The following is a 26517-nucleotide window of genomic DNA, read 5'->3' as shown; positions in this document are numbered from 1 at the left end:
TCCAGCGGCAGTCGGCGGACGCGTCGGTGGCGGCGGGTGGGAGGCCGGCGGGCGGGAGGCCGGCGCTCCCGGCCGGTAGGCGCAGGCCCGGTCCGGGCGGGCCCTCCAGGTCGAGGGCGAGCACCTTCGGGCCGAGTGCCCTGGCCATCTCGCCGTGGGCGTAGCCGCGCCAGGTCTCGGGCACCACGATGAGCGCGGCCCCGACCTGGTCCACGATGAAGCCGACCTCGCGCTCGCGCAGGACGGGGATGAGCGGGCTCTGTACGACGCCGAGCCGGGCGCACGCCGCCATCAGCACGGCGGCCTCCAGCGTCGTCGGCAGCTGCCACGCCACCACGTCGCCCGGCTGGACGTCCAGTTCGACCAGCCCGGCCGCCGCCCGCTCCGCCGCGCGCCGGAACGCGGACGACGTCAGCGACCGGCCGTGATCGTCTGCCAGCAGGACGTCGTCGGGGCGCAGCCGCGCAGCCGCTTCCACCAGGCCCCACAGGCTCGGCGAGCCCGGGGCCTCCTCGTCCAACGCGCTCACGCGTGGAGCGTAGAACAGACGATCTTAAATATCTAGATGTTTCGGTCGCGGCCTGACGCTACCCGTGGCCACCGGACGACCCCGCCGGGCGCGCGGCGCGCGACTCCGTCAGGCGGCGCACCGCCCGCTCGATGACGGGCAGCAGGGAGGTGATCGGCAGGTCGCGGTCACGGAATTGGCCGAGCAGCCCGACGACGACGTGGTAAAGGATCTCGCTGACGTCCCTGGCGTATTCGGGATCGGTGTCCTTCAGCACTTTGTGAATGGCGGGCTGGAACGCGTGCCTGCCGAAAGTGACGAGCCGTTCACCGCCCGGGCCGCGGCGCGCGATATCTACGGCCATCAGCAGCCGGGGATGGCGTTCCCACGGCTCGAAGATCTGCCGGAACAGGCGCATGAGCCCGTCGTCGATCGGCTCGCCGGGCACCGGTTCGATGGCGTTCACCGGGTCCTTGACGTTCTCCTGCATCCACTGCTGCAGCGCCGTCACGATCATCTCGTCGCGGTTGCCGAAGCTCTCGTAGATCGTCCGGGTCGACACGTGCGCGCGGGCCGCGACGTCCCGGATCCGGACGGCCTCGTAGCCCTCGGTCTCCAGCAGCCCGGTCACCACCTGGAGCACCGCCCGCTCGCTCCGGGTCTGCGTCCGGGCCGGTGAACCCACTGCGCCTCCATCTCCCACGCGTGCCGTGACTCCCCCGGCGGCCGCGCCGGGCAGGACACCTCAATCTAACGGCCCCGCCGGGGGACCCGGCACGGTCGGCGGCTCAGGCGGACAGGGCCGGGAGGGCGCTCTTGGCGGGGTCGACGCCCATGATCTCCGCGAGGTTGCCGCCCATGATCCTGGCCTGGTCGGCGGCGGGCAGCGCGTCGATCTCGTCGACCCAGGTGACCGGGTCGAACAGGCCCTCCGGGTGCGGGTAGTCCGAGCCGAACACGACCCGGTCGGCGCCGACCGCCTCCACCAGGCCGAGCACGTCCTCCTCGTGGAAGGGGTGGACGTAAACCGAGCGGCGCAGGGCGACCAGCGGGTCTTCGGGGAAGATGTCCGGCTTGCGCCCGTAGACCTTCTTGAACGTCGCGATCATCGGCCTGACCCAGGCGCTGCCGTTCTCCACCGGCACGAACCGGATGTCGGGGAACCGGGTCGCCAGGCCGTGCCCGACGATCGAGAAGATGAGGTCCTTGATCGTCCGGTACTCGGAGTTCACCAGCGCGGAGAACGGCGACGGCGCGCTCTTGAACGGGGTGTACTCGCCGGAACGGCCCTCCCACTCGTTGAGGTAGCGGACGAAGCCGTCGTCGGAGGCGTGCAGGCCGACGACGATGCCGGCGTCCTGCACGATCTTCCAGAACCGGTCGTACTCGGGCAGGGCGAACGAGCGCCGCCGCCCCTGGACGTCCGGCACGGGGGCGGGACGGATCAGGATCGCGCGGGCGCCGCGTTCCAGGACCCATTCCAGCTCGCGGATGGCCTCGTCCACGATCGGCAGGGTGATCACCGGGGTCGGGAAGATCCGGTCCTCGAAGTCGAAGGTCCAGTGCTCGTGCATCCACCGGTTGAGCGCGCGGACGACGGCGTGCGTGGCCTTCGGGTCGTCGGCCAGCCGCTCCTCCAGCAGGCTGGCGAGCGTCGGCCACATCATCGCCCGGTCGATGCTCAGCTCGTCCATGAGCCGGAGCCGGTCCGCCGGATTGAAGAACGCGGGCGGCGCCTCGATGTACTTGGGCGGCGGCGCGACCTCGATGTCTCCCGGCTTGGTCTTCGACGACGGGTTCTTCAGCTTGAACTCCAGCTCCTGCGCGCCGGGAGGGGCGACCTTGTTGAAGGTGGGGTTCGGAATGTACTCGCTGATCGTGTTCTTGAGCGCGATCTTCGTACGGCCGTTGAGCTGGACGTACTTCACCAGTCCGGAGAATTCGTCCGGCAGGTACTTGGTGAACGCGTCCGTCGTTTCGTACATGTGGTTGTCGGCATCGAACACAGGGAAATCAAGCCGTCGGGACACCGCATCCTCCAGTGGACTGGTAACAGTGTTTTCGGTGCGGACGAATGGATGGTAACATGGTTTTTCCTTGGAGGTGCGGGCCTGATGCCGATCGACATCCGGACACTGAAGGACGACCCCGGCGAGTACCAGGCCGAGCTGCGGCGGCGCTGGACGGGCCTGCTGAGCTACCGGTACATCGGCCGCAACCACGGCGCGATGAACACCGGCCCGGCCGACGACACCGTCACCCTGCGCCGCGACATGCGCAACGCCGCCGGCGGCCTGCTCGTCGCGCCGCTGTCGATCAGCGCGCCCGAGGGCGACGTCGGCTCGGACCTGGTCACGGTCCCGAACCCGGTCATCCACTCCTGCCAGCTCCTGGACGACGCCCGCGACGTCGAGCGCATCGAGGTCGTGGAGTCGGAACTCCTCCACTCGGGTACCCGGATGGGCTACAGCCGCTCCAAGATCGTCGACGCGGACGATCCCGCGAGAGTGATCGCCTTCACCGAGGGGCAGGGCGTCCGGATCGGCTCGGTGCCGGAGGGCCTGGAGAAGATGGAGGAGGAGAAACTCCAGATCGTCGACTCCCCCGAGCTTCCCCCGCTGTGGGAGGCGTTCGGTGCCTTCCGCCGCGACGACGGCCACTGGGCCCTGCCCGAACTCGCCGCCGAATTCGCCTCACCCGACGCCGCCCTGCACATCGGGCCGCAGCACGTCCTGCTGGAGACCGCCGCGATCGACCTCGCCGCCGAGGCCACCGGCACCGACCGGCTCCAGATGCAGACCTGGCACGTCATGTTCCTTGCCCGCGGCAAGACCGGCCCCTTCCGCGTCGAAGGGGAGGCGGCGCACGGCACGGACGGCAAGGTCGGCGTCCGCCTCACCCTCCACGACGAAGGCAACGGCGACCGCCGGGTGACGTCGGCCTCGGCCGTCATGCGGATCGTCCCGTGATTGTCCGGCCCCAGAGGAGAGGACCTTTCTTGAAGTTCGAGACGATCCAGTACGAGGTGGCCGAGCGCGTCGCCACGATCACCTTCGACCGGCCGGAGAAGCTCAACTCCATCACTCCCCAGATGATCGCCGAGCTCGCCGTCGCGTACGAGGCGGCGGAGGCCGATGACGACGTGTGGCTGCTCATCGTCACCGGGAACGGCCGGGCCTTCTGCGTGGGCGCCAGCGTCACCGACATCCCCGAGGACGGCAAGGGCATCGCCCCGGAGCCCTTCCTGTCGAAGTACGACCACTGGGAGGCGCCGCAGGAGGCGACCCCGCCCTTCCGCACGATGACCAAGCCGATCATCACCGCCGTCAACGGGCTGTGCTGCGGCGCAGGACTCGACCTGGTGACCACCTGCGACATCGTCATCGCCTCCGAGCGGGCGGAGTTCTTCGAGCCGCACGTGAGCATCGGCCTGGTGGCGGCGCGCGAGTCGGTCCGGCTGGCGAAGGTGCTGCCCCGCACCGTCGCGCTGCGCATGGCGCTGACCGGGCGGCACGAACGCATGGGCGCCCAGCGCGCCTACGAGCTGGGGATGGTCACCGAGGTCGTCCCGCATGACGATCTGCTGAAGCGGGCCCGCGAGGTGGCGGCCCTGGTGAACCGTAACGCCCCGCTCGCCGTGCGCGGGACCCGGCTCGCGATCCACAAGACCCTGGACCTGCCCCTGCACGAGGGCGAGATCCTCGCCGAGGCGTACCGCGAGCGCGTCAAGCTGACCGAGGACGCGTTGGAGGGCCCGCGTGCCTTCAACGAGAAGCGCGAACCGGTCTGGCGAGCCCGCTGACCCGGACCACCGACGCCTACGCGGGAACGCCGACTGTTGCCGCGCTTCAGGACACCGTCACGCAGCTTGGGCCGGTTCTGGCGATGATCTCCACCGTGCGGGGGAGGCGGTCTGGCCTCTCGAGGGATGGATGGGACGGCGGCTTCGGTGAGCGTTGGGGAGTCGATCTCTTGAAGGAGCGGACATGACCTCATCGCCGTCGCGCTGGGCGCGCTGGGCCGCCTACGGTGTGCCGCTGGCCATCCTGCCGTCCACGCTCTACCGGTTCACGCTGGTCCCCGACGACGCCACCATCGGGGAGAAGATCTACATTCCGGGGCTCAGCATCGTGTCGTTCGCGTTCGCGCTGCTCGCCGTCGGGCTGGTGCGCCCCTGGGGCGAGACGGTGCCGGACTGGGTGCCCTTCGCCGGCGGGCGGACGCTCGCGGTGCGCACCGTGGTCGTTCCGGCGGCCGTGGTGTCGGCGGCGCTCACGCTCGCCTTCACCTACGGCTTGCTCAACCACTTCTTCGGTTTTGTGGAGCCCGGGGCCGCGCCGGTGCTCATCGGCGAGGAGCGCCCGGACGACGTCACCGACCTCGGGGTGGCCGGCGGCGCCGCCTACCTGCCCGTGGTGGCGTGGGGGCCGCTGTTGGCGGTGGCCACGTACGCCTATCACCGGCGACGGACGTCGGTGGAACGTGCGCCGGTGCCCGCCTGACGGCACCGCGTCCGCGCACTCCGATCGAGTACAGGGCACTGTGCGGAGCCGATCCCACCCAGCCGTCATCGACGCCTACGCGGGGACGCAGACTGTTGTCGCGTAGGCGACCGGGCGGTCGTCGGCGCCGGCGTCGGTGAGGCGGACGGACACGAAGGCACGGTCGTCCTGGACGGCGACCACATCGGCGGTCGCCTTGAGCGGTCCGGCCAGCACCGGGCCGAGGTAGCGGATGTCGAGTTCGGCGGCGGCCCACGTGCCCTTCGGTTCGGGCGCTCGCTCGGCCGCCAGTTCCGCCGCGATGGCCAGTGCGCCGCCCTGGATGGTGCCGGAGCCGTTCATGATCGCTGGTGCGCGCTGGACCAGGATCGTCCGCTCGTCGGCGTCCTTCGGGTTCAGCCAGTCGTCGAACGGCGCGGAGGAGTCGTGAGGCGGCGCCACGTCGCCCTCCCGCTGCTGCCCGGACGAACCGGCGTACTCCTGGTTCAGAAACGTGGTGACGGCCCGCGCCAGCGGCGCCCCCTCGTGATGGACGAGCACCTCGCCCACGAACAGGCGGCGTCCCGTCTTGAGGGGGTGGCACACCAGGTCGATCCTGCCTTCCGCGGGGAGCGGCGCGACGAGCTGGACGCTCAGGTCCACCGTCGGCCACAGCGTGCCCGTCGGGCGCAGCCCTGCGACGACGTCGACCATGGTGGCCACCGCGCCGATGCGGGGCCGCCGCGTCCCCGCCGCCCAGATCCCCGGGCCGAGCACGGCGGTCGCCCGGGAGGACTCTCCGTCCGGTGCCAGCATGCGCATCCCCAGCGCGCTGAGGAACGAACCACTGCCCACACCGTCTCCCCTCGTGGCGTACCCGGCGATTCTACCGTCGATACGTCTAGATATTTACACCTAGAAACATCTAGAGGTTTCGCGTAGTCTCGGGCCGCGGATCCGATCTGGAGGTGGCGCGTGAGCGACGGCCGGGTGCTGCTGGAACGGGACGGCGAGACGGGCATCGCGCGGATCACGCTCGACAACCCCGGACGCCGCAACTCCTACGATCCGGCCATGCGCGAGCAGATGGCGTCCTACCTCGACGAGCTGGCGCTGGACGACGACGTCAAGGTCGTCCACCTGCGCGGCTCGGACGGCGTCTTCAGCACCGGCGCCGACATGAACAACGCCTACGCCTGGTACGGCGACGGCACGCGCAAGGACGGGCAGAAAAAGGACGGGCAGGGAGACGACGGCGCGAAGCGGCGGCGGCCGAGCCAGCGGCGGCGGCTGGGCGTCGACCGCAAGACGTTCGCCTTCTACCACCAGTTCATGGGGTACCCGAAGGCCACGGTCGCGGAGGTGCGCGGCTACGCCCTCGGCGGCGGCTTCGAGCTGGCGCTCATGGCCGACATCGCCGTGGTCGCACGGGACACGAAGATCGGCATGCCCGCGACCCGCCTCCTCGGCCCGGCGCTGGGCTCGCTGCACCTGTTCTTCCACCGCCTGGGGCCGGTCCTCGCGCGGCGGATGCTGCTCACCGGCGACACGATCCCCGCGTCCGACGTCGAGCACCTGGGCGTGTTCACCGAAGTGCTGGACGACGACCGCGTCGCCGCCCGCGCGGACTGGTACGCCCGCAAGGTGGCCAGGATGCCGGCGGACGGCCTCGTCATGGCCAAGGAGGCGTTCCGCCTCGTGGAGCAGTCGCAGGCGTACCAGGGCGAGGAAGTGGCCAGCTACCTCTTCCACGCCTACGGCACCAACCTCCAGTTCGAGGACGACGAGTTCAACTTCGTGAAGGCCCGCGCCCAGCACGGCACCAAGCGGGCCTTCCAGCTCCGCGACGAGCACTTCGAGATCCCTGAGCCGTAGTCAGGCGTCGTGGAGGAGGTCCACCGCGACGACGGCCGGGACACATGCCCGTGGCCTCACGTGGCGTCCTTGAGAACGGTCAGGTCGCGGAGCAGCTCGGATGCCGTGATCTCGTCGAGGTCGCCGAGCCGGACCGTGTTCCCGAGCGCCGATCCGAGCCGGTCGTCGGAAACGAAGGCGTGGGTGAGGGTGTGCTCCTCGAACGTGTGGGCGTCGGCCGCGAGGAATCCGGGAGAAAGGTACAGCAGCACGTACCGGTCCTCGGGCAGGGGGCGGAGGAAAGCGTGCTCGATCCCCGCGTCCAGCGGGTCGCCGCGTTCCCAGCCACGGTCGATCAGGCTCAGAAGCGCGCGGGTCGGGACCGTCAGTTGCTCGAACCGTCGGAGCTTGGAGCCCTTCCGCTCCGCCTCGGTGAGTCGGTGGGTGTCGCGGTCGAGCTGCGGGAACGGCTGAACGATCCCGAGGCCGGCGAAGGCCCGGCTCCACGTCGCGAGGTCGGCGCCGAGGTCGAGGGGGTGCGCGATGCCGATCCGGGCGTCGGCGGTGAGGGTGAAGGCGGCGCCGGCGGCGTCGACGAGGGGGAGTTCGTCGGCGAGGCGGAACGTTCGCGTGGTCTCGCCGGAGACGGCGAGCCAGACCAGGCGGCGGGCGACGTGCCGGGCCAGGGGGTGCCGCGCGAACACTTCGGTGAACTCCTCGGGGGTCCAGCGGCGCCGGTCGACCATGGCGCGTTCGAGCCGCGGGACCAGCGTCGCGGCGACGGCGCGGACGTCCTTCCTGAGCTGGGAGAACCGCTGGTAGGCGGCGGGCGCCAGTTCGGCGTCGTCGTTCGTGCCGGGCTTGGGGAGGGATTTGCGGAGCTTGCCCGCCTGGTCGATCACCTGCGGTCTGAGCGCCTCGTCGAAGACGACGGTGAACGTCCGTGTGCCGTAGTCCAGGGAGAGGGCACCGTCGGAGTCCAGGTCGAGTGTGGGGACGAGGCGGTCGGCGAGCTGGTCGGCGGTGAGCCCGAGTCGCTCGGCGATCTTCTCGATCCGCTCGCCGGCCTTGGTCTTCAGACCCTTGTAGCGGACCCGCTGCGCGATCTGGTCGAGGCACACCAGCGCGGCTTCGGTGCCCAGCGCGGCGAGCACGTCCAGGCCGGTGACCGCGCGGGCGTGCCCGCCCTCGCCCGGCCAGTCCTGGAGTAGGAGGGTGAGGCGGCGTGCGGTCTCGTCGTCGCCGAGCAGGCCCAGCTGAGTGAACGCCCAGTTGCTGCGCGCCGGCATGCCGTGTGACTGCCAGGCGCGGAAGAGCGCCCAGGAGAACGCGGCCAGGGACGCCGGATCGCAGGTCTCGCGGATGATCCGCAGGCCCGGATGCGGAGTGTCGAGCGGTGACAGCGCCAGGATCGTGAGCAGGTGCACGACCGAGTCGCCGGGCAGGCGGGCTCGGCGGTCGGCCAGCGCCACCTGCGGAAGCGACGCGGGGTCCAGCCAGCCGGGCATGGCGGGGACCGTGGGCGGGACGACGTCCAGGGGATCGGTGGCCAGGAAGGTCCGGAGCGCGGCCGCGGCTCGTTCGCCGTGGTCGCGGGCGGCGGTGAGCACCGCCTCGTCGCCGTGGACGCCGGCGATGTGCCGCAGTGCGGCCTCGGCCGCCCGGCGGGCGGGGCCGGCCGTGCCGAGCGCGGCCGGCACCAGCATCCGGGCGGCGCCTGCGCCGTGCCATTCGAGCCAGGCGGCCGCGGTCGTCCGGCCGGCCTTGAGCCGGATCAGCCAGTCCGCCATGAGCGCGGCGACTTCGGCGCCGCAGTAGGGCAGGAGGAACTCGCCGTAGGACCGGGGGTTGTGCCGGGCGCCCCGCAGCACGTGCGGGTAGACCTCCATCTCGAACCGGGCGACCGTCCGTTTGATCGCGTCGGGCACCCTGTGCCCTTCGGTCGTGTCCCACTCGGCGAGCAAGGGTCGTGCCACATCCAGGGGAGCTTGGGCGAACACCAGGGGAAGGACGATCCCGCTGTCCCGCCAGTCACCGGGACGCCAGATCCCGTCCCAGTCAGGCTTGACGCCGAAGTGGCCGGCCCACTCCTTGATGTCGGCCTCTGCCCACGCTTGGCGCATGCCGTCGGTCCAGTGGATCGTGACCTCGTCCGAGGGCTTCAGCCCCCGGACGGTGACGGGTCCGGCGCTCTCGGACCGGCGGGTCCAAGCGGGCGCGACCAGGACCCCGGGCAGTACGTCGGCGCCGGCCTCGGGGCGTGGCCGGGCTCCTTCCAGCCGGGACGCGATGAGCTCCCGGGCCTCGGGTTCTGGCGGCGATCCCCGGCGACGCCTCGTTCCGTCTGCTGCTGCGGGCAGGCGAGCAGCGTCCCGCGGCGGGCCTGTTGCGCGACGCGCTGCATCGCTACCCGGCACGGACGCTGCGCCAGACGGCCCGGCTGGCGTCCCAGGGGACCCGCACGGGCATGGTCGCCTCCGACGTACTGGATGCTTGGGCGCGCACCGAGCCGGACCGGCTTCGCTCCGCCTGCGAGCCGGGATCCGCCTGCAAGCCGGGATCCGCCTGCGAGCCGGGATCCGCCTCCGAGCTGGGCTTCGAGAGGGACGTCGTCGTAGCGTTCGAGAGCCTTGGAGAGCAGCGGGGCGAGCGCGTCCCCCAGCGCCACGGCCATCGTGGTCAGCACCGGATGTTCGAGAGCTTCGCGGCTCAGGACCGCCGAGTCCCCCATCGCCGCGAGCTGTTCCGGCGTGCTCAGGGCACAGAACCGCATGGTCCACGCGCCTGTCCCGCGGGCCGGATCGTCCGGACGTTCCCGGCACCACTGGTCCACCCAGCCCAGCTCGGTGGGCACGAGGTAGGCGGCGGTCGCGCGCCGGACCGGGGTTGTGCGGAGCGAGCCGAGGCGCTCCACCGCGGAGCCGTAGTCGTCGTCGGAGGCGGCGGCGAGCAGGGCGCGCATCCGGCGACCCGCACGCCGGCCGGGCAGATACCGGTCCACCGGATCGTTCGGCCGCTCGGCCCACAGGCCGGTGATCCGCCCGAACCGGTGGTAGCGCAGTGCGTGCTGATGCTGCCGCCCCGCCGGAAGGACGCGCCGGACCATGATGCCCTGCATCTCGGTGAACGCGCAGGCCGCGAAGGCGACACCGTGCTCGGCCGCCCACGCGTCCGCCACCTCCGCGTAGGGTGCGGCCGCCTCCTCCTCGTTCGCACCCACCAGGTCACCGTCGCGGCCGAGGACCGCGACCGTGACGACCGCCGCGCCGAGGGGATCGGAGGCGCCGTCCAGATAGGCGCGGGCCGCGTCCGCCGGCCCGGCGCCCTCCACCGCGGCGAGGACCGTCTCGATCTCGGCGCGTTCGTCGTCCAGCCGGGAACGCCAGCGGCGGGCGGCGTCGCCGCCGAGTTCGACAGGGGGAACGGGCCCGAGGTCGCGGCGCGGATGCAGATGCTCCGACCACGACCGCGGGATCGTCATGACGTCTCCGGCCGCAAGATCCATGATCGGACAGACGGGGTCCGCTTCCTGCCGGTTCCACCGCGACGTCTTTCGCGGAGAAGCGTCCCGGTGGCGGGGGTCCAGCCCGTCTCCAGAGGGCCCGCCACCCGGTGAAAGCCTCCGAGCCGTAGTCAGGCGTCGTGGAGGAGGAGGTCCACCACGTTGGACGCCGTTTGGCCCAGCATGACCCGGCCGACGACGGTCATGTGGTCTCGCCAGAACTCCTCCGCCGCCGCGGCGTCGCCTGCTTCGAGCAGTTCGAGCAGGCGCCGCTGGGAGCGCAGGCCGCGACGCCGGGTCGCCAGCGATCCGACGACGTCTCCGGCCTGGCTCACCGCCGTGACCGAGCGGACCACGATCTCGTTCAGCATCCGGTTGACCATGGCGAGCGTCTGGTTCCCGCCGAGCGACACCAGCCGTTCGTGGAAGGCCGCGTTGGCGACCGCGAACCTCTCGGGGTCCTCGATCGCCTCGTCTTCGCGGTCGATCAGGGCGCGCAGTCCGGTGACGGCTGCGCGGCGGGCCCGCCGGGCCGCGACCGACCGCGCGGCGAGGGGCTCCAGCAGCGCCCTGGCCGCGAAGGCGTCCGCCAGCGGCACGTTGCGGGCGCGCAGCAGCAGCGACCCCATCCGCGCCGTCATCCGCTGGTCCGGCCGGTGGACGACGACGCGGCCGTGGACGCCCCGGACGACGGTGATGAGGCCGTCCGCCTCCAGCAGCCGCAGCGCCTCCCGCAGCGACGGCCGCGAGACCCCGAAGCGCTCGACCAGCTCCGGCTCGCGGCCCAGCGAGTCGCCCTCGTCCAGCTCGCCGCCGACGATCGACGCCCGGATCTCGTCGGCGATCTGCTGCGGCTTGCCCTGCTTGCCGGCGACCACCTGGACCGTCCCGCGCACCGCGGTCGCGGCCTCGTCGCCGAGCAGGGCCCGCTTCACGGCCTGCATGTGGGACCGCCAGTGCTTCTCCGCGCCCGGCCCGTCGCCGTCCTCGATCAGCGCGAGCAGGCGCTCCTGGGACCGGGCGCCGCGACGCCGGGCGGGGAGCGAGCCGGCGCCCGCGCGGTCCAACGCGGTGACGGCGGGGACGAGGATCTCGGTGAGCATCTCGGCCACGACGGCGAGGGTCTGGTTCCCCGCCAGCGCCACGAGGCGTTCGTGGAACGCGGCATTGGCCGGACGGAACAGCTCCGGGTCGTCGAGGCAGGCCCGCTGCCGTTCCACGACGCCGCGCAACTCGGTGACCGCGCCGTCCCGGTCCGGCGTCGTTGCGATCTCCCGCGCCGCCAGCGGCTCAAGCTGCGCTCGGGCCTCGAACACGTCCGCCAGCGGGACGTTGTCGGCCTGGAGGATGTGAGCCGCCGTCCGGGCGGCCATCCGCTCGTGGGGCGCGTGGACGACGACGCCGCCGCGCACACCGCGCACGATGCTGACGAGCCCTTCGGCCTCCAGGATGCGCAGCGCCTCCCGCAGCGACGGCCGGGACACGCGGAAGCGCTCGATCAGCTCGGGTTCGCGGCCGAGCCATTCCCCCTCGGCCAGCTCGCCCGACGCGATCAGAAGGCGCAGCTCGTCGGCGATCCTGTGCGGTTTCTCGCGCGGCCTGCCTGCGGCGCGCCTGACGTCAGCCACACAGCCTCCATGGTCGGGCCGTGGCAGGTCGGGCCCGTGGCAGGAAGCCTAATGCGCGTACGGCTACGGCGCTCGTCGCGCCGGCTCGCTCAGCGGCCGCGTTTGACCTCGTTGAAGGGGACGTCCCGGTCGGCGGCGTGCTCGCGCGGCATGTTCAGGACCCGCTCGCTGATCACGTTGCGGGCGATCTCGGTGGTGCCGCCGCCAAGGCTGCCGCTCTGGCGGCCCAGGAAGCCGATGCCCACCCGGCCGAGCACGCCGGGTTCGGCGTCCCCGCCGACCGCTGCGCCGGTCCCCGCACCGACTACCGCGCCGGTCCCGGCACTAACCACCGCGCCGGTCCCGGCACCGACTACCGCGCCGGTCCCGGCACTAACCACCGCGCCGGTCCCGGCACCGATCACCGCGCCGGTCCCGGCGATGCGCAGGCCGAGGTCCGCGCCCAGGTGCGTCGCTTCGGCCTCCAGGAGCCGCAGCATCGACGACGCGGCCGGGGGGAGCGTGCCGTCGGTCATCGCCTGCGACACCCGGCGCACGGTCTGGTCGCAGACCGCCCGCAGGGCGAGCCAGCGGCCGAGTAGCTCCCGCACCGCCGGGTCGTCCGTGCTGCCCGCTGCCCGCGCCACCTCGACCGGTGTGCTGCTGCCCACCCGGCGGGGACGGCTGGCGCCGCTGGCGTAGGGCGAGCCGCCGCCCATGGAGTTGCGCTCGTGGAACATCTGCCGGGACGCCACCGCCCAGCCGCCGTTCACCTCGCCGACGACCGCCGACATCGGCAGCCGCACGTCGTCGAAGAACTCCTCGCAGAACTCCTGCGTGCCGTCGACCATGCGGACCCGGTTCAGGGTGACACCCGGCGCCCGGGTCGGGACGAGGAACATCGTCAGGCCGCGGTGCTTGGGGACCGTCCAGTCGGTCCGCGCCAGGCACAGCGCGTAGTCGGCGGCGTAGGCCCACGTGCTCCAGCATTTGGCGCCGTTGAGGAGCCAGGTGTCGTCGTCCTGGAGTTCGGCGCGGGTGATGAGACCCGCCAGGTCCGAGCCGCCGCTGGGCTCGGAGAGGAACTGGCAGAGGACGTGCTCACCGCGGATGGCGGCGGCGATGTGCGTCCGCTTCTGCTCCTCGCTGCCCATGTCCAGGAGGGTCGCGGCGCAGATGCTGAACGTCGGGATGTTCAGCCGGACCGGCATCTCGTAGCCGCGCGTCTCCTCGTTGAACGCCCGCTGGTGGGCCGGGGTGAGGCCCAGGCCGCCGTACTCGGCGGGGAAGCAGATGCCGGCGAAGCCGCCCCCGTGGAGTCTCCCCTGCAGCTCGCGGGCACGGGCCCACTCCTCCTCGTCCTCCCGGACCGGCTGCCCGTCCTTCTCGGCGCGCGGCATGTTCGCGGCCAGCCACTCCCGCGCCCGCGCGCGGAACGATTCGACGCTCTCCACCGCACCATCGGTCATCTCGGCCGGCCCTTCGCTATGCCATAGAGAGATGTCAATCTATCGAACTGTCACCCGATAGTCTAGGTCGGCGGGAGGCCGTGGGTGCCTGCCGACGCAGCCGAGCAGAGCGAGACGAAGGGGAACACCGATGGCGACGGACGCCGGTCATGCCGTCCAGGTCACCGAGCCGGGGCCGGGCATCCGGCTGCTGACGCTCAACCGCCCGGACGTGCGCAACGCGATGACCGGCGAGATGACGGCGGCCTGGGACGAGGCCCTGACCGCGATCGCCTCCGACCGCGACACCCGGGCCCTGGTCGTCACCGGTGAGGGCAGCGCGTTCTGCTCGGGCGCCGACCTGTCGTGGCTGAACCGGGAGTCCCCCGCCGAGGAGATGGCGATCGTCCCCATGCGGGAGCGGCTGCTGCCTCTCTACCGCAGCTGGCTCCGGCTCCGGCAGCTGCCCTTCCCCGTCCTCGCCGCCGTCAACGGCGCGGCCATCGGCGCCGGGGTCTGCCTGGCCCTGGCCTGCGACCTGCGCTACGCGACCACGGGCGCCTACTTCCAGACGCCCTTCATCTACCTCGGGACGCACGGCGGCATGGGCGTCACCTGGCTCCTCCCGGAGGCGGTCGGGCTCTCCCGGGCGAGGGAGATGCTCTACACCGGCAGGGAGGTCCACGCCCCCGAGGCACTGGACTGGGGGCTGGTGACCGGGGTCGCCGACGACGTGCTCGACCACACGCTGTCGGTGGCCGCGCGGATCGCCGAGGCCGGCCCGATCGCGGCGCAGCTGACCAAGACGGGGCTGGGGCAGTCGTCGGTGGCCATGCTGGAGTCCGCGCTCGTGTGGGAGTCGATGGCGCAGCCGGTCACGATGACCACCGCCGACCTGCACGAGGGCGTCGCCGCGGTCCACGAGAACAGGAAGCCGCGCTTCCTCGGCCGCTGACACCTCCCGCGGCCCGGGCCTGGTCAGCGGCTCGGGCCTGGTCAGAAGTCGGTCCCGCCGTCGATGTTGATGAGCGCGCCGGTGAGGTACCCGGCCCGGGGCGAGAGCAGGAACGCGATCAGCTCGCCGACCTCGGACGGCCTGCCCGGACGGCCCAGGGCGACGTCCATGTGCCACTCCTCGAGCATGACCTTCTCCAGGGCGCCTTCGGCCGGGATGCCCCGCTCCTCGGCCACCCGCCGCCGCAGCCGCGCCAGGCCGCCGGTCTCGATCGCCCCCGGGCAGACGCAGTTGGCGCGCACCCCGGCGTGGCCGTAAGCCTTCGCGATGCCCTTGGTGAACGTCGCGACACCGCTCTTGAGGGACGCGTAGGGCAGCCGCGCGATGGCCGGTGACCGGATGCCGTAGGCCGCCGTGGTCACCACCGTGCCGCCGCCTCGTTCGAGGAACGGCAGGGCGGCCTGGACGCTGCGCACCGTGCCCAGGAGGACGTCCTGGAACACCTCGGTCCAGCGCTCGTCGTCCACGTCGAACGGTTCGTGCCCGATCAGGCCGGTGGTCACGGCGATGCCGTCAAGCCCTCCGAGGCGTTCGGCGGCTGCGGTCACCACGTCCCCGGCTGCGGCCCCGCCCCCGACGCCGCCCGCGGCGTCGGCGGTGAGGGCGAAGGCGTCTCCGGCGCCGGCTTCGGTCAGCGCGGTGGCGGCCGCTTCGGCGCGTTCCCTGCCGCGTCCGACAACCGCCACACGCGCGCCCTCCTCCGCGAGCTGCCGGGCGGCCGCGAACCCCATGCCCGCGCTACCGCCCACCACCACGTAGGCCTTGTCCTTGACCAGCAGGTCCACCGGACCCCCTTCGCTCGGGCCGCCGCTCCCTCCGGCTACCTCTCGGCGGGCTTGCCCGACGCGGGGCTGCGCCAGTCGGGGAGGCCGTCTTCGGGGCGGGCGATCGGAAAGCCATCCTCGTGGATCGCCGCCCAATGCGCATGGTTGAGTTCGTGCAGCGTGAAGCAGGCGTTCAGCGCGTTGTGGAAGCCCATGTTGTCGACGGTCTGGTTCACCGACTCCTTGATCAGCAGGGACGTGATGGTCGGGAGCCGCGCGATCCGCCGGGCGAACTCCAGCGTGCGGTCGGCCAGTTCCGCCTCCGGGAAGAGCTTGCTCACCATGCCCAGCCGGTGCGCCTCCTCGGCGTCCAGGGAGTCGCCGGTGAGCAGCAGCTCCTTGGTCTTGCGCGGGCCGAACTCCCAGGGGTGCGCGAAGTACTCGACGCCGCACATGCCGAGCCGCTGCCCCACGACGTCGGTGAAGACCGTGTCGTCCGCGGCGATGATCAGGTCGCAGGCCCACATCAGCATCAGCCCGGCGGAGATCACGTTGCCGTGCACCTGAGCGACGGTGATCTTGCGCAGGTCCCGCCACCGCTTGGTGTTCTGGAAGAAGTAGTGCCACTCCTGCAAGAAGAGCCGCTCGCTGGCGCTGCGGGTCCCGCCGTTGAGCCTCCAGGTCTCGTGCTGCCCCGGGCCGGGCATGTTCTCGGCCATCGCCTGCTTGGAGCCCACGTCGTGCCCGGCGGAGAACATCGGCCCCATGCCGCCGAGGATCACCACCCGTACCCGGTCGTCGGCCTCCGCTTCCTGGAACGCCCGGTCGAGCTCGACCAGCATCCCGCGGTTCTGCGCGTTGCGCTGCTTCGGCCGGTCCAGCATGATCCGCGTGATCGCGCCGCCGTCCAGCGACTCGGTGGTGATGAACTCGTACTCGCCCATTGATCCCATTCCTCGGTGTCGGTCAGGCGTCGGCTCTGAGGAGCATGACGCCGCTGGGTGTGAGGCCGCCGCTGCTCACCACCGCCACGCGGGCGCCGTCGATCTGCCTGGCTCCGGCGTCGCCGCGCAGTTGCGCGACCGCCTCGTGGACGAGCCCCATGCCGTGGGTGCGGCCGTGCGAGAGCTGCCCGCCGTGGGTGTTGAGCGGCAGGACGCCGTCCCGGGCGATGTTCTTGCCGCCGTCGAGGAAGTCCTTGCCCTCGCCGATGCCGCAGAAGCCGAGCGCCTCGATCCAGGACAGGCAGTTGAAGGAGAAGCCGTCGTAGAGCTGCGCGACGTCCACGTCGTCCGGCCGGAGGGTCGTGCGCGTCCACAGGTGCGCCGCGGGCCCGAAGACCTGCGGTTCGTGGGTGGAGGTGCTCTGGTCCCATTCCAGCCGCTCGACGATCTGCGTGCCGGCCGCCTCCACGCGGACCGGGCGGACGCGCAGGTCACCGGCGGTCTCGGCGGCCGACACGACGACGGCGACCGAGGCGTCGACGGGGACGTCGCAGTCGTACAGCCCGAACGGCGTGGTGATCATCCGCGCGTTCAGGTAGTCGTCCATCGTCATCGGGTCGCTGTAGACCGCCGTCGGGTCGAGGGCGGCGTTGGCCCGCTGGTTGAGCGCGACCCAGCCGAGGGTCTCCCGGGTGGCGCCGTAGCGGTGGAAGTAGCGCTGCGCGGTCTGCGCGAGCGTGTGCGCGGCCGACGTCGCCCCGAAGGGCACGGCCCAGCCCATGTCACCGCCGATGCGCCCGCCGCCACCGCCCGCGCGGAACCTCCCCTCCCGCAGCAGGAGGTCGTGGCTGGACTGCCAGACCGTCCGGAAGCACAGCACGTGCCGGGCCAGGCCCGCCGAAACCGCGAGCATCGCCGCGATCACCGATCCGCCGGGGCCGAAGGTCTCGCCGCCGCCGTTGAACCACGACGGCCGGACGCGCAGCACCGCCTCCAGCGCCGTGACCCCGCCCTCCCCCATGCCGTGCTCCAGGCCGCCGCCGGGATAGGTCGACAGGCCGTCGATGTCGTCCATCGTCAGGCCCGCGTCCTCCACGGCGGCGCGGCACGCCTCCACGGTCAGCGCGAGCGGGTCGGTCATCAGACGGCGGCCCATCGCCGACCGGCCGATGCCCGACAGGACGGCGTCGTCCTCGAATTTGCGGCCCGGCCGGGCGGGCGGGCGCACCATCGCGCGGATCCGCTGCGGCGTCACCTCGTCCTCGGGCAGGGGCGCCGGTCGCTCCGGCTGATCGGCCGCCGGGCGGAACAGCGGCAGCCAGACGTCCTCGACCTGCTCGAACGTCACCTCCATCCGCATGCCGAGCCGGAGGTCGTCCTCGGCGCAGTCCACCAGCCGGGTGGTGAGCTTGACGCGCGGGTCGTCCTCCAGCGCGACCTGGGCGATGACGTACGGCGCGGGCAGGCCCGGAAGCTGGAACCGGTGGCTGACGGTGAACCCGAACAGGGTGCCGAAACCGGAGGTCTCCTTGATGCCGATGCCGGACCCCTGGCAGTGCGGGCAGAACGGCTTCGGCGGGTGGACGAGCGCCGAGCACGACCCGCACTCCTGCACCCGCAGGCGGCCGTCGGCGCCGGACGTCCAATAGAACTCGTTCCACGGGGTGACGAGCGGCAGTGGTCGCTTCACGTGTCGAGCCTCGCGCCGGTCTTGCGGACGGTGACGGGTTCGGCGAGGCGCTGCTCGTCGCAGACGCGCTGCATCCGCTCGATCGTCTCGTCCAGGCCGGGCCCCAGGCGCTCGCCCGGGGTGAAGGTGGCGGGCAGCTTCTTCATTCCGTTGATGACGCCGATCGAGTCGTAGTGCACCGCGCCTCCGGGTTCGCAGGCGAAGTCGGGCATGCGGTCCAGCACCGCGGTGAGCATGATCTTGAAGGTGGCCCGCGCGACGTTGGAGCCGATGCACCGGTGGATGCCCAGCCCGAAGCTGTTGTGCCGGTTCCCGCTGCGGTCGAGGCGGATCCGGTGCGGCTCCTCGAAGACGCCGGCGTCCCGGTTGGCCATCGCCCAGGACAGCCAGAGCCGCTCGCCCTCCCGGAACCTCGTGCCGTTGACCTCGCAGTCCTGGGAGACGGTGCGCCCGTCGCCCTGCGCCGGGGTGTAGAACCGCAGGAACTCCTCCGTCGCGCTGTCCAGCAGCGTCTCCCGCTCGCGGCTCAACCGCCCTCGTTCACCGGGATGCTCCGACAGCCACTCCAGCGAGTGCGCGGTCAGCGCGGTGGTCGTGTCGAAGCCGCCGCCGATCAGCAGGTTGATGACGCCGAGGATCTCCATGTCGTCGGGACGGCGGCCGTCGATCTCGACGGTCACCAGCTCGTTGATCAGTCCGGGACGGGGGTCGGCCCGGACGTCGTGGACGGTGCCCAGCATCCGCTCGCCCATGCGGTACAGCAGCTGCCGCACCCGCGGGAAGTCCTCCGAGTCCGGCGAGGTGTACACCAGCGCGTGGATGGGCTCGCAGTAGATGTCCCAGTCCTTCAGCGGCGCCCCGAGCAGCGCCAGGGTCAGCACCGCGGGCACGACGTTGGCCAGGTCGTCGACGAAGTCGATCCGGCCGGTCTCGATCACCTCGTCCAGGCACGCCCGGGTCAGCTCCTCGACCACCGGCTTCCACCGCTCGACCGCCGCCGGCGACAGGTAGGGGTTGAGCGCCTGCCGGTAGTACCGCTGGTCCGGCGGGTCCATCTCCAGGAACCCGCCCCGCGTCCGCTTCTCGGGGTCGGGCTCGTACGGGATGCTGATCCCGCCGTAGCCGCGCCGCGTACCGTCCACGTCGTTGTCGTTGGACAGCAGGTCCGCGCGACGGGCGAGGTCGAACAGCTCCTGGTTGCCGTTGACGAACCAGTAGCCGCCGTGCGTGTCGTTCCACGCGACGGGGCACTTCTCGTGGAACTCGTCGGCGAGTTCCACGAACTCGGTGCGGTACCGGATCGAATGCCGGTTCAGGCTGATGACGTACTTCTCGCGTTCCGCGTCGGCTGCCTGTGCTTCGTCAGTACTCATGCGAGCTTCTCCAGCCCCGGGGGGTCACTCGGCGGCGGGGGGAAAGGCGATGGTCTTGGTTTCGAGGAACTCCTCAAGGCCCTCGGTGCCCCATTCGCGGCCGAGGCCGCTCTGCTTGTAGCCGCCGAAGGGCGACTCCACGTCGAACCACTGGGCGCCGTTCACCGACACCGTCCCGGTGCGGAAACGGCGGGCCATGGCCATCGCCCGGTCCTGGTCGGCGCCGAACACCGCGCCCGACAGTCCGTACATCGTGCCGTCGGCGATCCTGACGGCGTCGTCATCGTCGTCGTAGGGCAGCATCACCAGCGCGGGACCGAAGATCTCCTCCTGCGCGACGGGCGCCTTCGGATCCACGTCGGTGATCAGGGTGGGCTCGACGTAGTAGCCGCGGTCGAACCGGCCGGTGGGCTTGCCGCCGAGGACCACCCGGCCGTCCCGCCCGGCCATCTCGTAGTAGCGCAGGACCTTGTCGCGCTGCCGGGCGTTGATGACCGGTCCCATGATGTTGCGCGGGTCGGTCGGGTCGCCCCAGGAGATGCCGCCCATGCCGGTCTTGGCGAGGTCGACCGCCTCGTCCAGGCGGGCGCGCGGCACCAGCATGCGGGTCAGCGCCACGCACGCCTGGCCGGCGTGGACGCACACCGCGCCCGACATCGGCGGGACGATGAGTTCGAGGGGCGCGTCGTCCATCATGACCACGGCGGACTTGCCGCCGAGTTCCAGCGTCACCCGCTTCACGGTGCCGGCCGCCGCGCCGAGGATCCTGCGGCCGGTGAGCGTCGACCCGGTGAAGCTGACGGCGTCCACGTCCGGATGGGTCGCCAGCAGCTCGGCGACGCCGTTGTCCCCCGGAGTGACCACGTTGAGCACGCCGGGCGGGATGTCGGTGTGCTCGGCGGCGATCGCGCCGAGCGCCAGCCCCGTCCACGGGGTGTCCGGCGCCGGTTTCAGGACCATGGTGCAGCCCGCGGCCAGTGCCGCGCTCACCTTGCAGATGTTCAGGTAGAACGGGACGTTCCACGGGGTGATGGCGGCGACCACACCGGCCGCCTCCCGTCGGACCGCCCGCGCGGACGGCATCCCCATGACGTTCTTCGGCGGGAGATGCCGCTCCCACTCGTAGTCGTCGAGCAGCCCGATGTAGTGGTCGATGAAGCCGATCGACGCCTCGAACATGACGCCCTGCGTCTGCGCCACCGGGCAGCCCGTCTCCGCCACGTACATGGGACGCAGCGCCTCGGCGTTCGCGCGCAGCGCGTCCCGCAACTGCACCAGGCAGCGGCGCCGCAGGTCGACGTCGGTCGACCAGGAGGTGGTGTCGAAGGCCCGCCGCGCGGCGCCGATGGCGCGCTCGATGTCGGCCGCGTCGGCGTCGGGCGCCGTGCCGATCACTTCCTCGGTCGCCGGGTTGACGTTGTCGAAGGTGCGTGCGGCGCCGGCGGCCACCAGCTCGCCGTCGATGAGCAGGCGCTCACCGTGGGTCTTCATGTCGGCTCCTATCGGTGGGTGGCTGGAAGGGAGGCCGGCTATCGGGGATGCCTCAGGGATCTCAGTGCGTCGTCCACGGCGGCGAACATGCTCCCCGCCTCGGTGCCAGCTGGCTCGGTTCCGGCGGGCTCGGTTCCTGCGGGCTCGGTTCCGGCGGGCTCGGTTCCGGCGGCTCGGGCCAGTTCGGCGACGAGGCGCGCGTCCTTCTGGAGGAGGGGGCCGGCGATGTCCACCAGCGGGTCGAGCGTGAAGCCCATCCCCGCGACCACGCCCGCCCCGTAGCTCCTGCCGGAGCCGTGTTCCAGGACGGTGCTCATCCCGGCCGGGTCGATGTCCAGGCTCTGAGCCAGCGCGAACGCCTGCAGCGCTACGCCGAGATGCGCCGCGAACAGGACGTTGTTGACGAGCTTGGCGCGCTGTGCCGCTCCGAGCGGTCCCAGGTGCACCACCGGGTCGCCGTACGCAGCGAAGACCGGCTTGGCGCGCTCGGCGGCGCCGGCGTCACCGCCGACCATCACCAGCAGCTTGCCGGTCTCGGCGGCCGGGCCTCCGCCGCTGACGGGCGCGTCGATGAGCGCGACGCCCCGTTCCGCGGCCCGCTCGGCGAGCCGCACGCAGGTGTCCGGGTGCACGGTGCTGTGGATCACGATGAGGCCGCCGGGGCGCATGCCGTCGCCGTCCAGCAGCCCCTTGGGTCCGGCGACGACCTCCTCGACCCCGGCGTCGTCGACCACGCAGACGCAGGCGATGTCGCTGGCCGTGCCCAGCTCGGCGGGCGAACCGGCGGTCGCGGCGGCGGTGCCCGCGTAGGGGGCGAGCGTTTCCGGCCTGCGCGCCCATAGCGTGGCGGGGAAGCCTGCCTCGATGATCCGGCGTGCCATGGGGCCGCCCTGGCTGCCGAGGCCGATGAACCCGACGCGCGGCCTGTCGCCGCCCGCCTTGCCGCCGCCCGCCCTGCCGCCGCCCGTCATGTGACCGCGCCCGCGACCTTGAGGTCCAGGAGCTCCTCGTCGGTGAGCCCGATCTCCCGGAGGATCTCGTCGGTGTGCTCGGCGAACAGCGGGCCGCGCTCCAGTCGCGGGGCCTCGCGGTCGAACTGGACGGGGGACGCGACGAGCTGCCGGGTCACGCCCTCGGCGTCGACCACGTCGGCGATCTGGCCGATCGCGTGCAAGGCCGGGTCGTTGCCCACCTCGTAGGTGTTCTGGACGACCGCCCACTGGCCCGCCATGCCTTCGAAGGCCGCGACCCACTCGTCCTTGGTCCGGCGGGCGATGGCCTCGGCCACGAGTTCGGACGCCTCGGCGGCCCTGGACATCAGCTTCTCGGCCGAGTCGAAGCGCTCGTCCTCCACCAGGTCGGGGCGGCCGAGCCGCTGGCAGAACTCCGCCCAGTACTGACCGGGCTGGAGCATGGACAGCGACAGCCAGCGGTCGTCGGACGTCCGGTACAGGCCGGTCAGCGGATTGCTCGACCCCATCTCCTTGGGCGTCCTCTTCGGCAAGGGCCCGCCGCTCATCAGCGCCAGGTTCACGTTCATCTGGGCGGCCCAGGCGCCGACCCCGAGCAGGGAGATGTCCACGGTCGTCGCGACGCCGGTCCGTTCCCGGGCGAACAGCGCCGCCGAGATGCCGCCGGCGATGGTCATCCCGCCGATGTTGTCTCCGTAGGCGCCGATCGGCTGCTGGGTCACGTACTCGGCGTCGCGGGGGGTGGCGGAATCCGCGCTGCCGCCGCGCGCCCAGTACGTCGTGGCGTCGTATCCGCCCTTGTCGGCCTCCGGGCCGGTGTGCCCGAATCCGACGCCCGCCGCGTAGATGATGTCGGGGTTGATCGCGCGGATGTCGTCGACCTCGATGCCCAGCTTGCGGCGGGCGCGGGGCAGGAAGTTGGTCAGGAAGACGTCGCTGGCGAGGACCAGTTCGCGCAGGACCCGCGCGGACTCCGGTTTGTCCAGGGCCAGCCCGATGCTGCGCTTGCCCCGGTTGGGGCCGTCCATCATCGGCGAGAAGCTCGATCCGTCGCCGATGTTCTGGCTGAAGACCTTGACTATGCCGCGCTGCGCGTCGCCTCGTTCGGCGTGCTCGACCTTGATGACGTCGGCGCCCCATTCCGCCAGCACGGCGCCGGCGGCCGGCACGAAGGTGTATTGGGCGACCTCAAGGACGCGCACGCCTTCCATCGGTTTCACCATGTGGACGGCACCTCGGCTTTCGATTAGTTAGATAGGACTCTAATCATCAAAATATTTGGGGACAAGGGCCTCGGCCATCCATGTCACGGGGTGCCGAGCGCCAGGGCGGCCAGGCGCCGGTCGTGGTCCTGCGGGCTTCCGTAGAGGGCCTGGTCGAGGGTCGCGCGCCGCAGGTACAGGTGCAGGTCGTGCTCCCAGGTCACGCCGATGCCGCCGTGCAGCTGCACGCAGTCCTGCAAGATCACCAGGGAGCGCCCGCCGACGAAGGACTTGGCCGCGCTGACCAGCTCGGCGGCCCGCGGCGACCGCTCCTGGACCGCCGCTGCCGCCGCCTGCGTGATGGCGTGGCAGCCTTCGAGCCACGTGCGCATGTCGGCGAACCGGTGCTTGAGCGCCTGGTAGGACGCGAGCGGGCGGCCGAAGGAGTAACGGTCGAAGGCCCATTGCGTCGTGAGGGCGAAGGCCCGGTCCAGGACGGCGCAGACCTCCGAGCACTGGATGACGACGGCGATCTGGAGCTGCCGCTCAAGCATCTGAACCGCGCCGGGCCTGCCCACCATGGCGTCGCCACCGGCCCGGACGCCGTCGAAGCGCACCTCGCCGAACGACCGGGACAGGTCGAGGGACCACTGCGGGGAGACCGACACGCCCTCGGCCTCGGCGCGGACGATGAACTGCGCGACCCCGTCCGGCGTCGTGGCCGTGACCAGCAGGAGGTCCGCCTGGTCGGCGTCCTGGACGCGGTCCTTGACGCCATCGAGGACGAAGCCGCCCTCCGCCGGCGTCGCGGTGAGCGCCGGCTCCAGCGGCGACCATTCGCGGCCGGGTTCGTAGACGGCCCAGGTCGCGACGCTCTCTCCCGCGACCAGCTCCTCGATCCGGGCGGTGTGGTCGGGCCCGTCGCCGTGCGCCTCGACGAGACCGGCGAGGACGACGCTGACCGGCAGCAGCGGCCCCGGGGCCACTCCGCCGCCCAACTCCTCGGCGAGCAGGCTCAGGTCGCGCACGCCCTCGGAGGAGACGCTCCCGCCGCCGAGCTCTTCGGGGACGACGGGCGCGGCCCAGCCCAGCTCGGCGCCCTGCCGCCACCAGTCCCGGGTCCAGCGCGGCTCGCCGTCGCGCATCCGGCGGATGCGGTCGAGCGAGTACTCCTTCTCGAGGAGCCCTCTGGCCGACGCCTGGAAGAGTCTCTGGTCCGACGAGAGTGCCAGCTCCATCTATGAAGTCCTCTCGCATCACCGCCCGGGACCCTCAACTGAACACCAGGCTGAGAATACTTGTCAATGTCTCAAAATATCCGCCGGGCCGAGTCATGATGGATGGGCGCGGGACGGCGTCCGAACGCCGCCCTATCGGGGGCGATGGGCTCTCCTGCCCGTCGCTGGACTAGATTTACGTATGTCGAACACTGGAAGCGTGGCCCACCCAGAGGAGGACCGTGATGCCCCGCGACTCCGCCACCCCGACCGAGGTCTTCAAGGCCCTGTCCGACCCGATCCGGTGGACCATCGTCCAGCTGGTGGCGCAGGAGGACGAGTACGCCTGCAGCCTGCTCGAGGACACGCTGCCGGTGTCCAAGCCGACGATCTCCTACCACACCAAGATCCTCACCCAGGCCGGGCTGCTCGAAGTGCGCAAGCGCGGCCGCAACTACTTCTACTCCCTGCGCCGCGAGGTCCTGCGGGAGACGATCGGCGAGCTGTGGGCCCTGGCACCCGGCGCGCTCCCCGCCGTCGAGGACGAGGGCGACCGCGGCGCCCCTGGGGAGGCCAGGGCGGAGGCGCCCCCGCCCACCTCGGCGGGCACCGGCTCCCATGTCGGGCTCGTGACCTGGTAGGTCCTCCAACCGCCCGCACGATCCGCGGTGCCGGCGTCGCGTGCCGGTACGGCCGAGTAGAGGCCCGGCAGGGGACGTCCGTCGGCCAGCAGCACGGCCCCGGTCGTCTCGTCCACCTGCAACTCGGACTGATGGACCGGCACGAGAGGCGTCGCCTCACGCGACGCGCACCACCTCCGGACGGTCAGCTCCGGCGTCGGGCCCGGACCGGTGCCCGCCGCGCCCAACGCGCCCACCGGGCCCGGCCGGTGAACCCGCTCGGGCGGAGCGGGCGTTCCGCCGAAGTGCCCGGCCTGCGCCGCGGTCCACACAGCGGGGCCGACGAACTCCCAGTGGCGCGGGTCCATGGCGAGAATGACCTTGGAGCAGCCGATCTCGCCGACGACGAAGTTCGGCCGCCAGACCGCCTCGGCGGCCCGGGCGAGGACGGGGGCGGCCCGACCCGGTGCCCGGTCGCTCATCCTCCGCAGCCATCGGTGCCCTGTGGTGGCGGTGCCCTGGGCGGGCAGTGCCGCGTAGCCGACCCCGCACACCTTCCCCGCGTCCACGATCAGTTCGTGCACGCGGCACTGCGCGCGTACCTCGACCCCTGCGGCCCGCGCCCGCGCCCGCAGAGCGGCCCGCAGCGCATCGCGCGGCTGGCCGCCTCGTAGCGAGGCAACCCCGCGATCGGTCGGCACGCCTTGGTCCAGTACGAGGACGCGGGTGTGGGCGTCCATCGCCGCGAGGGCGGCGGCGGCACCGTCCACACCGAAGCCGATGATCACCACGTCGGCGTGTCCGTCCAGCGACATCGGCTCAGCCTCCTCGCCAGCGTCCTCGGGGGACGGGTTCCAGGTCGGCGCGCGCTCTCGACCCTAGGAACGTCCGTTGACACGTGTCAATAGAATCCGGAAACGTCATTCTCAAATATAGCGAATGCGAACTCCATGCGGCGGTCCCCGGCGGTCTCCGGCGCCGTCGTCAGGCGAGGCGGTCCAGCAGGGCGCCGTCCGGGCCGAAGAGCTCGTCGCGCCAGCGGGCGAGGATGTCGGTGGCGTCGAAGTCGTCGGGATGGAAGCCGGGACGCTGGTAGGCGCGGATGCGGGCGCGGACCTTCGCGTCCAGGAACGGCGAGCGGCGCAGGGCGCGCAGGCTGCCGGCGAGGCGCCGCGGGTTGTAGGTGGCCGGATCGGCGAGCATCGACAGGATCGTGAAGACGATCGTCACCCCGAGCAGGCCGGCGGACGCCTCGATCATGGTGCGGCGGCGCAGGCGCTCCGAGCCGCCGGCGGCGCGGTAGACGTCGAAGGCGACCGACTTGTGCTCCGACTCCTCCAAGGCGTGCCACAGCAGGACGTTGCGGACCTCGTTGTCGCCCAGGAGCGCTTGGGCGCGCGGGTCGGTGAGGAGGCACTCGGCGAGCGTCGCGGTGTAGTGCTCCAGGGCGGCGGTGTGGCCGAGCGCGGCGCGCGGCGGCATGAGCCGCAGGCCGAGCCGGGTGCTGCGCTTGACGAAGGCGTCCACCCAGTGGGTGGGGTAGCCCATGCTGCGCAACTGCCCGTTGAGCGTGTCGTGCTCGCGGCCGTGCACCACCTCCTGGCCGATGAACGCCTTCACCTGCCGCTTCAGCTCGGGGTCGGTGACGCGCCCGGAGCAGGCGCGGACGGAGCGGATGAAGAAGTCCTCACCCTTCGGGAACGTCGCCGAGAGCACGGCCACGATGTGGCTCAGGATCAGATCGTCGTCGGCGTAGTGGCGGCGCATCGCCCCCTTCGGGTAGGCGAACCGCAGACGGCGGACCATCATGGTCCGGGCGGGGACGGACTG

General features: G+C 71.8%; 23 protein-coding genes. 6 read left to right on the top strand and 17 right to left on the bottom strand.

What is annotated here, in order from left to right; all coding sequences use genetic code 11:
• The 3 genes from E1285_RS25755 to E1285_RS25745 all read right to left on the bottom strand — a co-directional run.
• Positions 1-529, bottom strand: a 529-nt coding sequence (locus tag E1285_RS25755; RefSeq protein ID WP_207946819.1) for an AMP-binding protein, incomplete at its 3' end; no start/stop codon positions are given.
• A 58-nt stretch (positions 530-587) separates the two neighbouring features.
• Complete coding sequence (locus tag E1285_RS25750) at positions 588-1193, bottom strand: TetR family transcriptional regulator (protein ID WP_165966761.1); 606 nt, start codon at positions 1191-1193, stop codon at positions 588-590.
• A gap of 103 nt (positions 1194-1296) precedes the next feature.
• Complete coding sequence (locus E1285_RS25745) at positions 1297-2493, bottom strand: amidohydrolase family protein (protein ID WP_132156404.1); 1197 nt, start codon at positions 2491-2493, stop codon at positions 1297-1299.
• Between the two features lie 129 nt (positions 2494-2622).
• Between E1285_RS25745 and E1285_RS25740 the strand changes: the two genes are divergently transcribed.
• The 3 genes from E1285_RS25740 (at position 2623) to E1285_RS25730 (ending at position 5010) form a co-directional block, all read left to right on the top strand.
• Entirely contained in the window at positions 2623-3477 is an 855-nt protein-coding gene (locus E1285_RS25740; RefSeq protein ID WP_132156402.1) for a hypothetical protein, read from the top strand.
• Positions 3478-3506: 29 nt separating this feature from the next.
• Positions 3507-4310 carry an enoyl-CoA hydratase/isomerase family protein gene (locus E1285_RS25735; protein ID WP_132156400.1) on the top strand — a complete coding sequence of 268 codons (804 nt, stop codon included), beginning with the start codon at positions 3507-3509 and terminating at the stop codon, positions 4308-4310.
• A gap of 184 nt (positions 4311-4494) precedes the next feature.
• A complete protein-coding gene (locus tag E1285_RS25730) occupies positions 4495-5010 on the top strand; it encodes a hypothetical protein (RefSeq protein ID WP_132156398.1) in 516 nt (171 codons plus the stop codon).
• 75 nt (positions 5011-5085) lie between these two features.
• On the opposite strand, the gene E1285_RS25725 is transcribed toward E1285_RS25730, so the two are convergent.
• On the bottom strand, positions 5086-5844 hold the full coding sequence (locus E1285_RS25725) for a hotdog domain-containing protein (RefSeq protein WP_132156396.1): 759 nt from the start codon (positions 5842-5844) through the stop codon (positions 5086-5088).
• A 120-nt stretch (positions 5845-5964) separates the two neighbouring features.
• Here E1285_RS25725 and E1285_RS25720 point away from each other — a divergent pair, with 120 nt between their 5' ends.
• Positions 5965-6864, top strand: a complete 900-nt coding sequence (locus E1285_RS25720) for an enoyl-CoA hydratase/isomerase family protein (protein ID WP_132156394.1) — start codon at positions 5965-5967, stop codon at positions 6862-6864.
• A 56-nt stretch (positions 6865-6920) separates the two neighbouring features.
• Here E1285_RS25720 and E1285_RS25715 read toward each other — a convergent pair whose 3' ends face one another.
• The 4 genes from E1285_RS25715 to E1285_RS25700 form a co-directional block, all read right to left on the bottom strand.
• A complete protein-coding gene (locus E1285_RS25715) occupies positions 6921-8966 on the bottom strand; it encodes a DUF4132 domain-containing protein (protein WP_132156392.1) in 2046 nt (681 codons plus the stop codon).
• Positions 8967-9004: 38 nt separating this feature from the next.
• Entirely contained in the window at positions 9005-10324 is a 1320-nt protein-coding gene (locus tag E1285_RS25710) for a hypothetical protein (protein WP_132156390.1), read from the bottom strand.
• A 152-nt stretch (positions 10325-10476) separates the two neighbouring features.
• On the bottom strand, positions 10477-11973 hold the full coding sequence (locus tag E1285_RS46780; protein ID WP_207946817.1) for an FCD domain-containing protein: 1497 nt from the start codon (positions 11971-11973) through the stop codon (positions 10477-10479).
• 89 nt (positions 11974-12062) lie between these two features.
• Positions 12063-13421 (bottom strand): acyl-CoA dehydrogenase family protein, encoded by a 1359-nt coding sequence (locus tag E1285_RS25700; protein ID WP_132156388.1) that lies wholly within the window; start codon positions 13419-13421, stop codon positions 12063-12065.
• 130 nt (positions 13422-13551) lie between these two features.
• On the opposite strand from E1285_RS25700, the gene E1285_RS25695 reads away from it, so the two are divergent.
• Positions 13552-14355, top strand: coding sequence for an enoyl-CoA hydratase/isomerase family protein (locus E1285_RS25695; protein ID WP_132156386.1), 804 nt, complete (start codon positions 13552-13554; stop codon positions 14353-14355).
• Positions 14356-14396: 41 nt separating this feature from the next.
• On the opposite strand, the gene E1285_RS25690 is transcribed toward E1285_RS25695, so the two are convergent.
• The 8 genes from E1285_RS25690 to E1285_RS25655 form a co-directional block, all read right to left on the bottom strand.
• A complete protein-coding gene (locus E1285_RS25690) occupies positions 14397-15200 on the bottom strand; it encodes an SDR family oxidoreductase (RefSeq protein WP_132156384.1) in 804 nt (267 codons plus the stop codon).
• Positions 15201-15235: 35 nt separating this feature from the next.
• Entirely contained in the window at positions 15236-16123 is an 888-nt protein-coding gene (locus E1285_RS25685; protein WP_132156382.1) for an enoyl-CoA hydratase, read from the bottom strand.
• A 22-nt stretch (positions 16124-16145) separates the two neighbouring features.
• A complete protein-coding gene (locus E1285_RS25680) occupies positions 16146-17813 on the bottom strand; it encodes an OB-fold domain-containing protein (protein ID WP_132156380.1) in 1668 nt (555 codons plus the stop codon).
• Complete coding sequence (locus tag E1285_RS25675) at positions 17810-19186, bottom strand: cytochrome P450 (RefSeq protein WP_132156378.1); 1377 nt, start codon at positions 19184-19186, stop codon at positions 17810-17812. Before E1285_RS25675 ends, E1285_RS25680 begins: the two co-directional genes overlap by 4 nt.
• A 24-nt stretch (positions 19187-19210) precedes the next feature.
• Positions 19211-20677 (bottom strand): aldehyde dehydrogenase family protein, encoded by a 1467-nt coding sequence (locus E1285_RS25670; RefSeq protein WP_132156376.1) that lies wholly within the window; start codon positions 20675-20677, stop codon positions 19211-19213.
• A gap of 38 nt (positions 20678-20715) precedes the next feature.
• Positions 20716-21648, bottom strand: coding sequence for an NAD(P)-dependent oxidoreductase (locus E1285_RS25665; RefSeq protein WP_132156374.1), 933 nt, complete (start codon positions 21646-21648; stop codon positions 20716-20718).
• Entirely contained in the window at positions 21645-22871 is a 1227-nt protein-coding gene (locus tag E1285_RS25660) for a CaiB/BaiF CoA-transferase family protein (protein ID WP_132156372.1), read from the bottom strand. The genes E1285_RS25665 and E1285_RS25660 overlap by 4 nt, the downstream gene beginning before the upstream one ends.
• A gap of 83 nt (positions 22872-22954) precedes the next feature.
• Positions 22955-24088 (bottom strand): acyl-CoA dehydrogenase family protein, encoded by a 1134-nt coding sequence (locus E1285_RS25655; protein WP_132156370.1) that lies wholly within the window; start codon positions 24086-24088, stop codon positions 22955-22957.
• Between the two features lie 224 nt (positions 24089-24312).
• On the opposite strand from E1285_RS25655, the gene E1285_RS25650 reads away from it, so the two are divergent.
• On the top strand, positions 24313-24708 hold the full coding sequence (locus E1285_RS25650; protein ID WP_132156368.1) for a metalloregulator ArsR/SmtB family transcription factor: 396 nt from the start codon (positions 24313-24315) through the stop codon (positions 24706-24708).
• 963 nt (positions 24709-25671) lie between these two features.
• On the opposite strand, the gene E1285_RS25645 is transcribed toward E1285_RS25650, so the two are convergent.
• A partial coding sequence (locus E1285_RS25645) for a metal-dependent hydrolase (protein WP_243723047.1) occupies positions 25672-26517 on the bottom strand: 846 nt, incomplete at its 5' end.

Origin of the sequence: Actinomadura sp. 7K507 (genome assembly GCF_004348425.1) — a bacterium.
Classification (GTDB): Bacteria; Actinomycetota; Actinomycetes; order Streptosporangiales; family Streptosporangiaceae; genus Spirillospora.
Note: the sequence above shows the minus strand (reverse complement) of the source record. Positions and strands in the feature narration are given on the sequence as shown.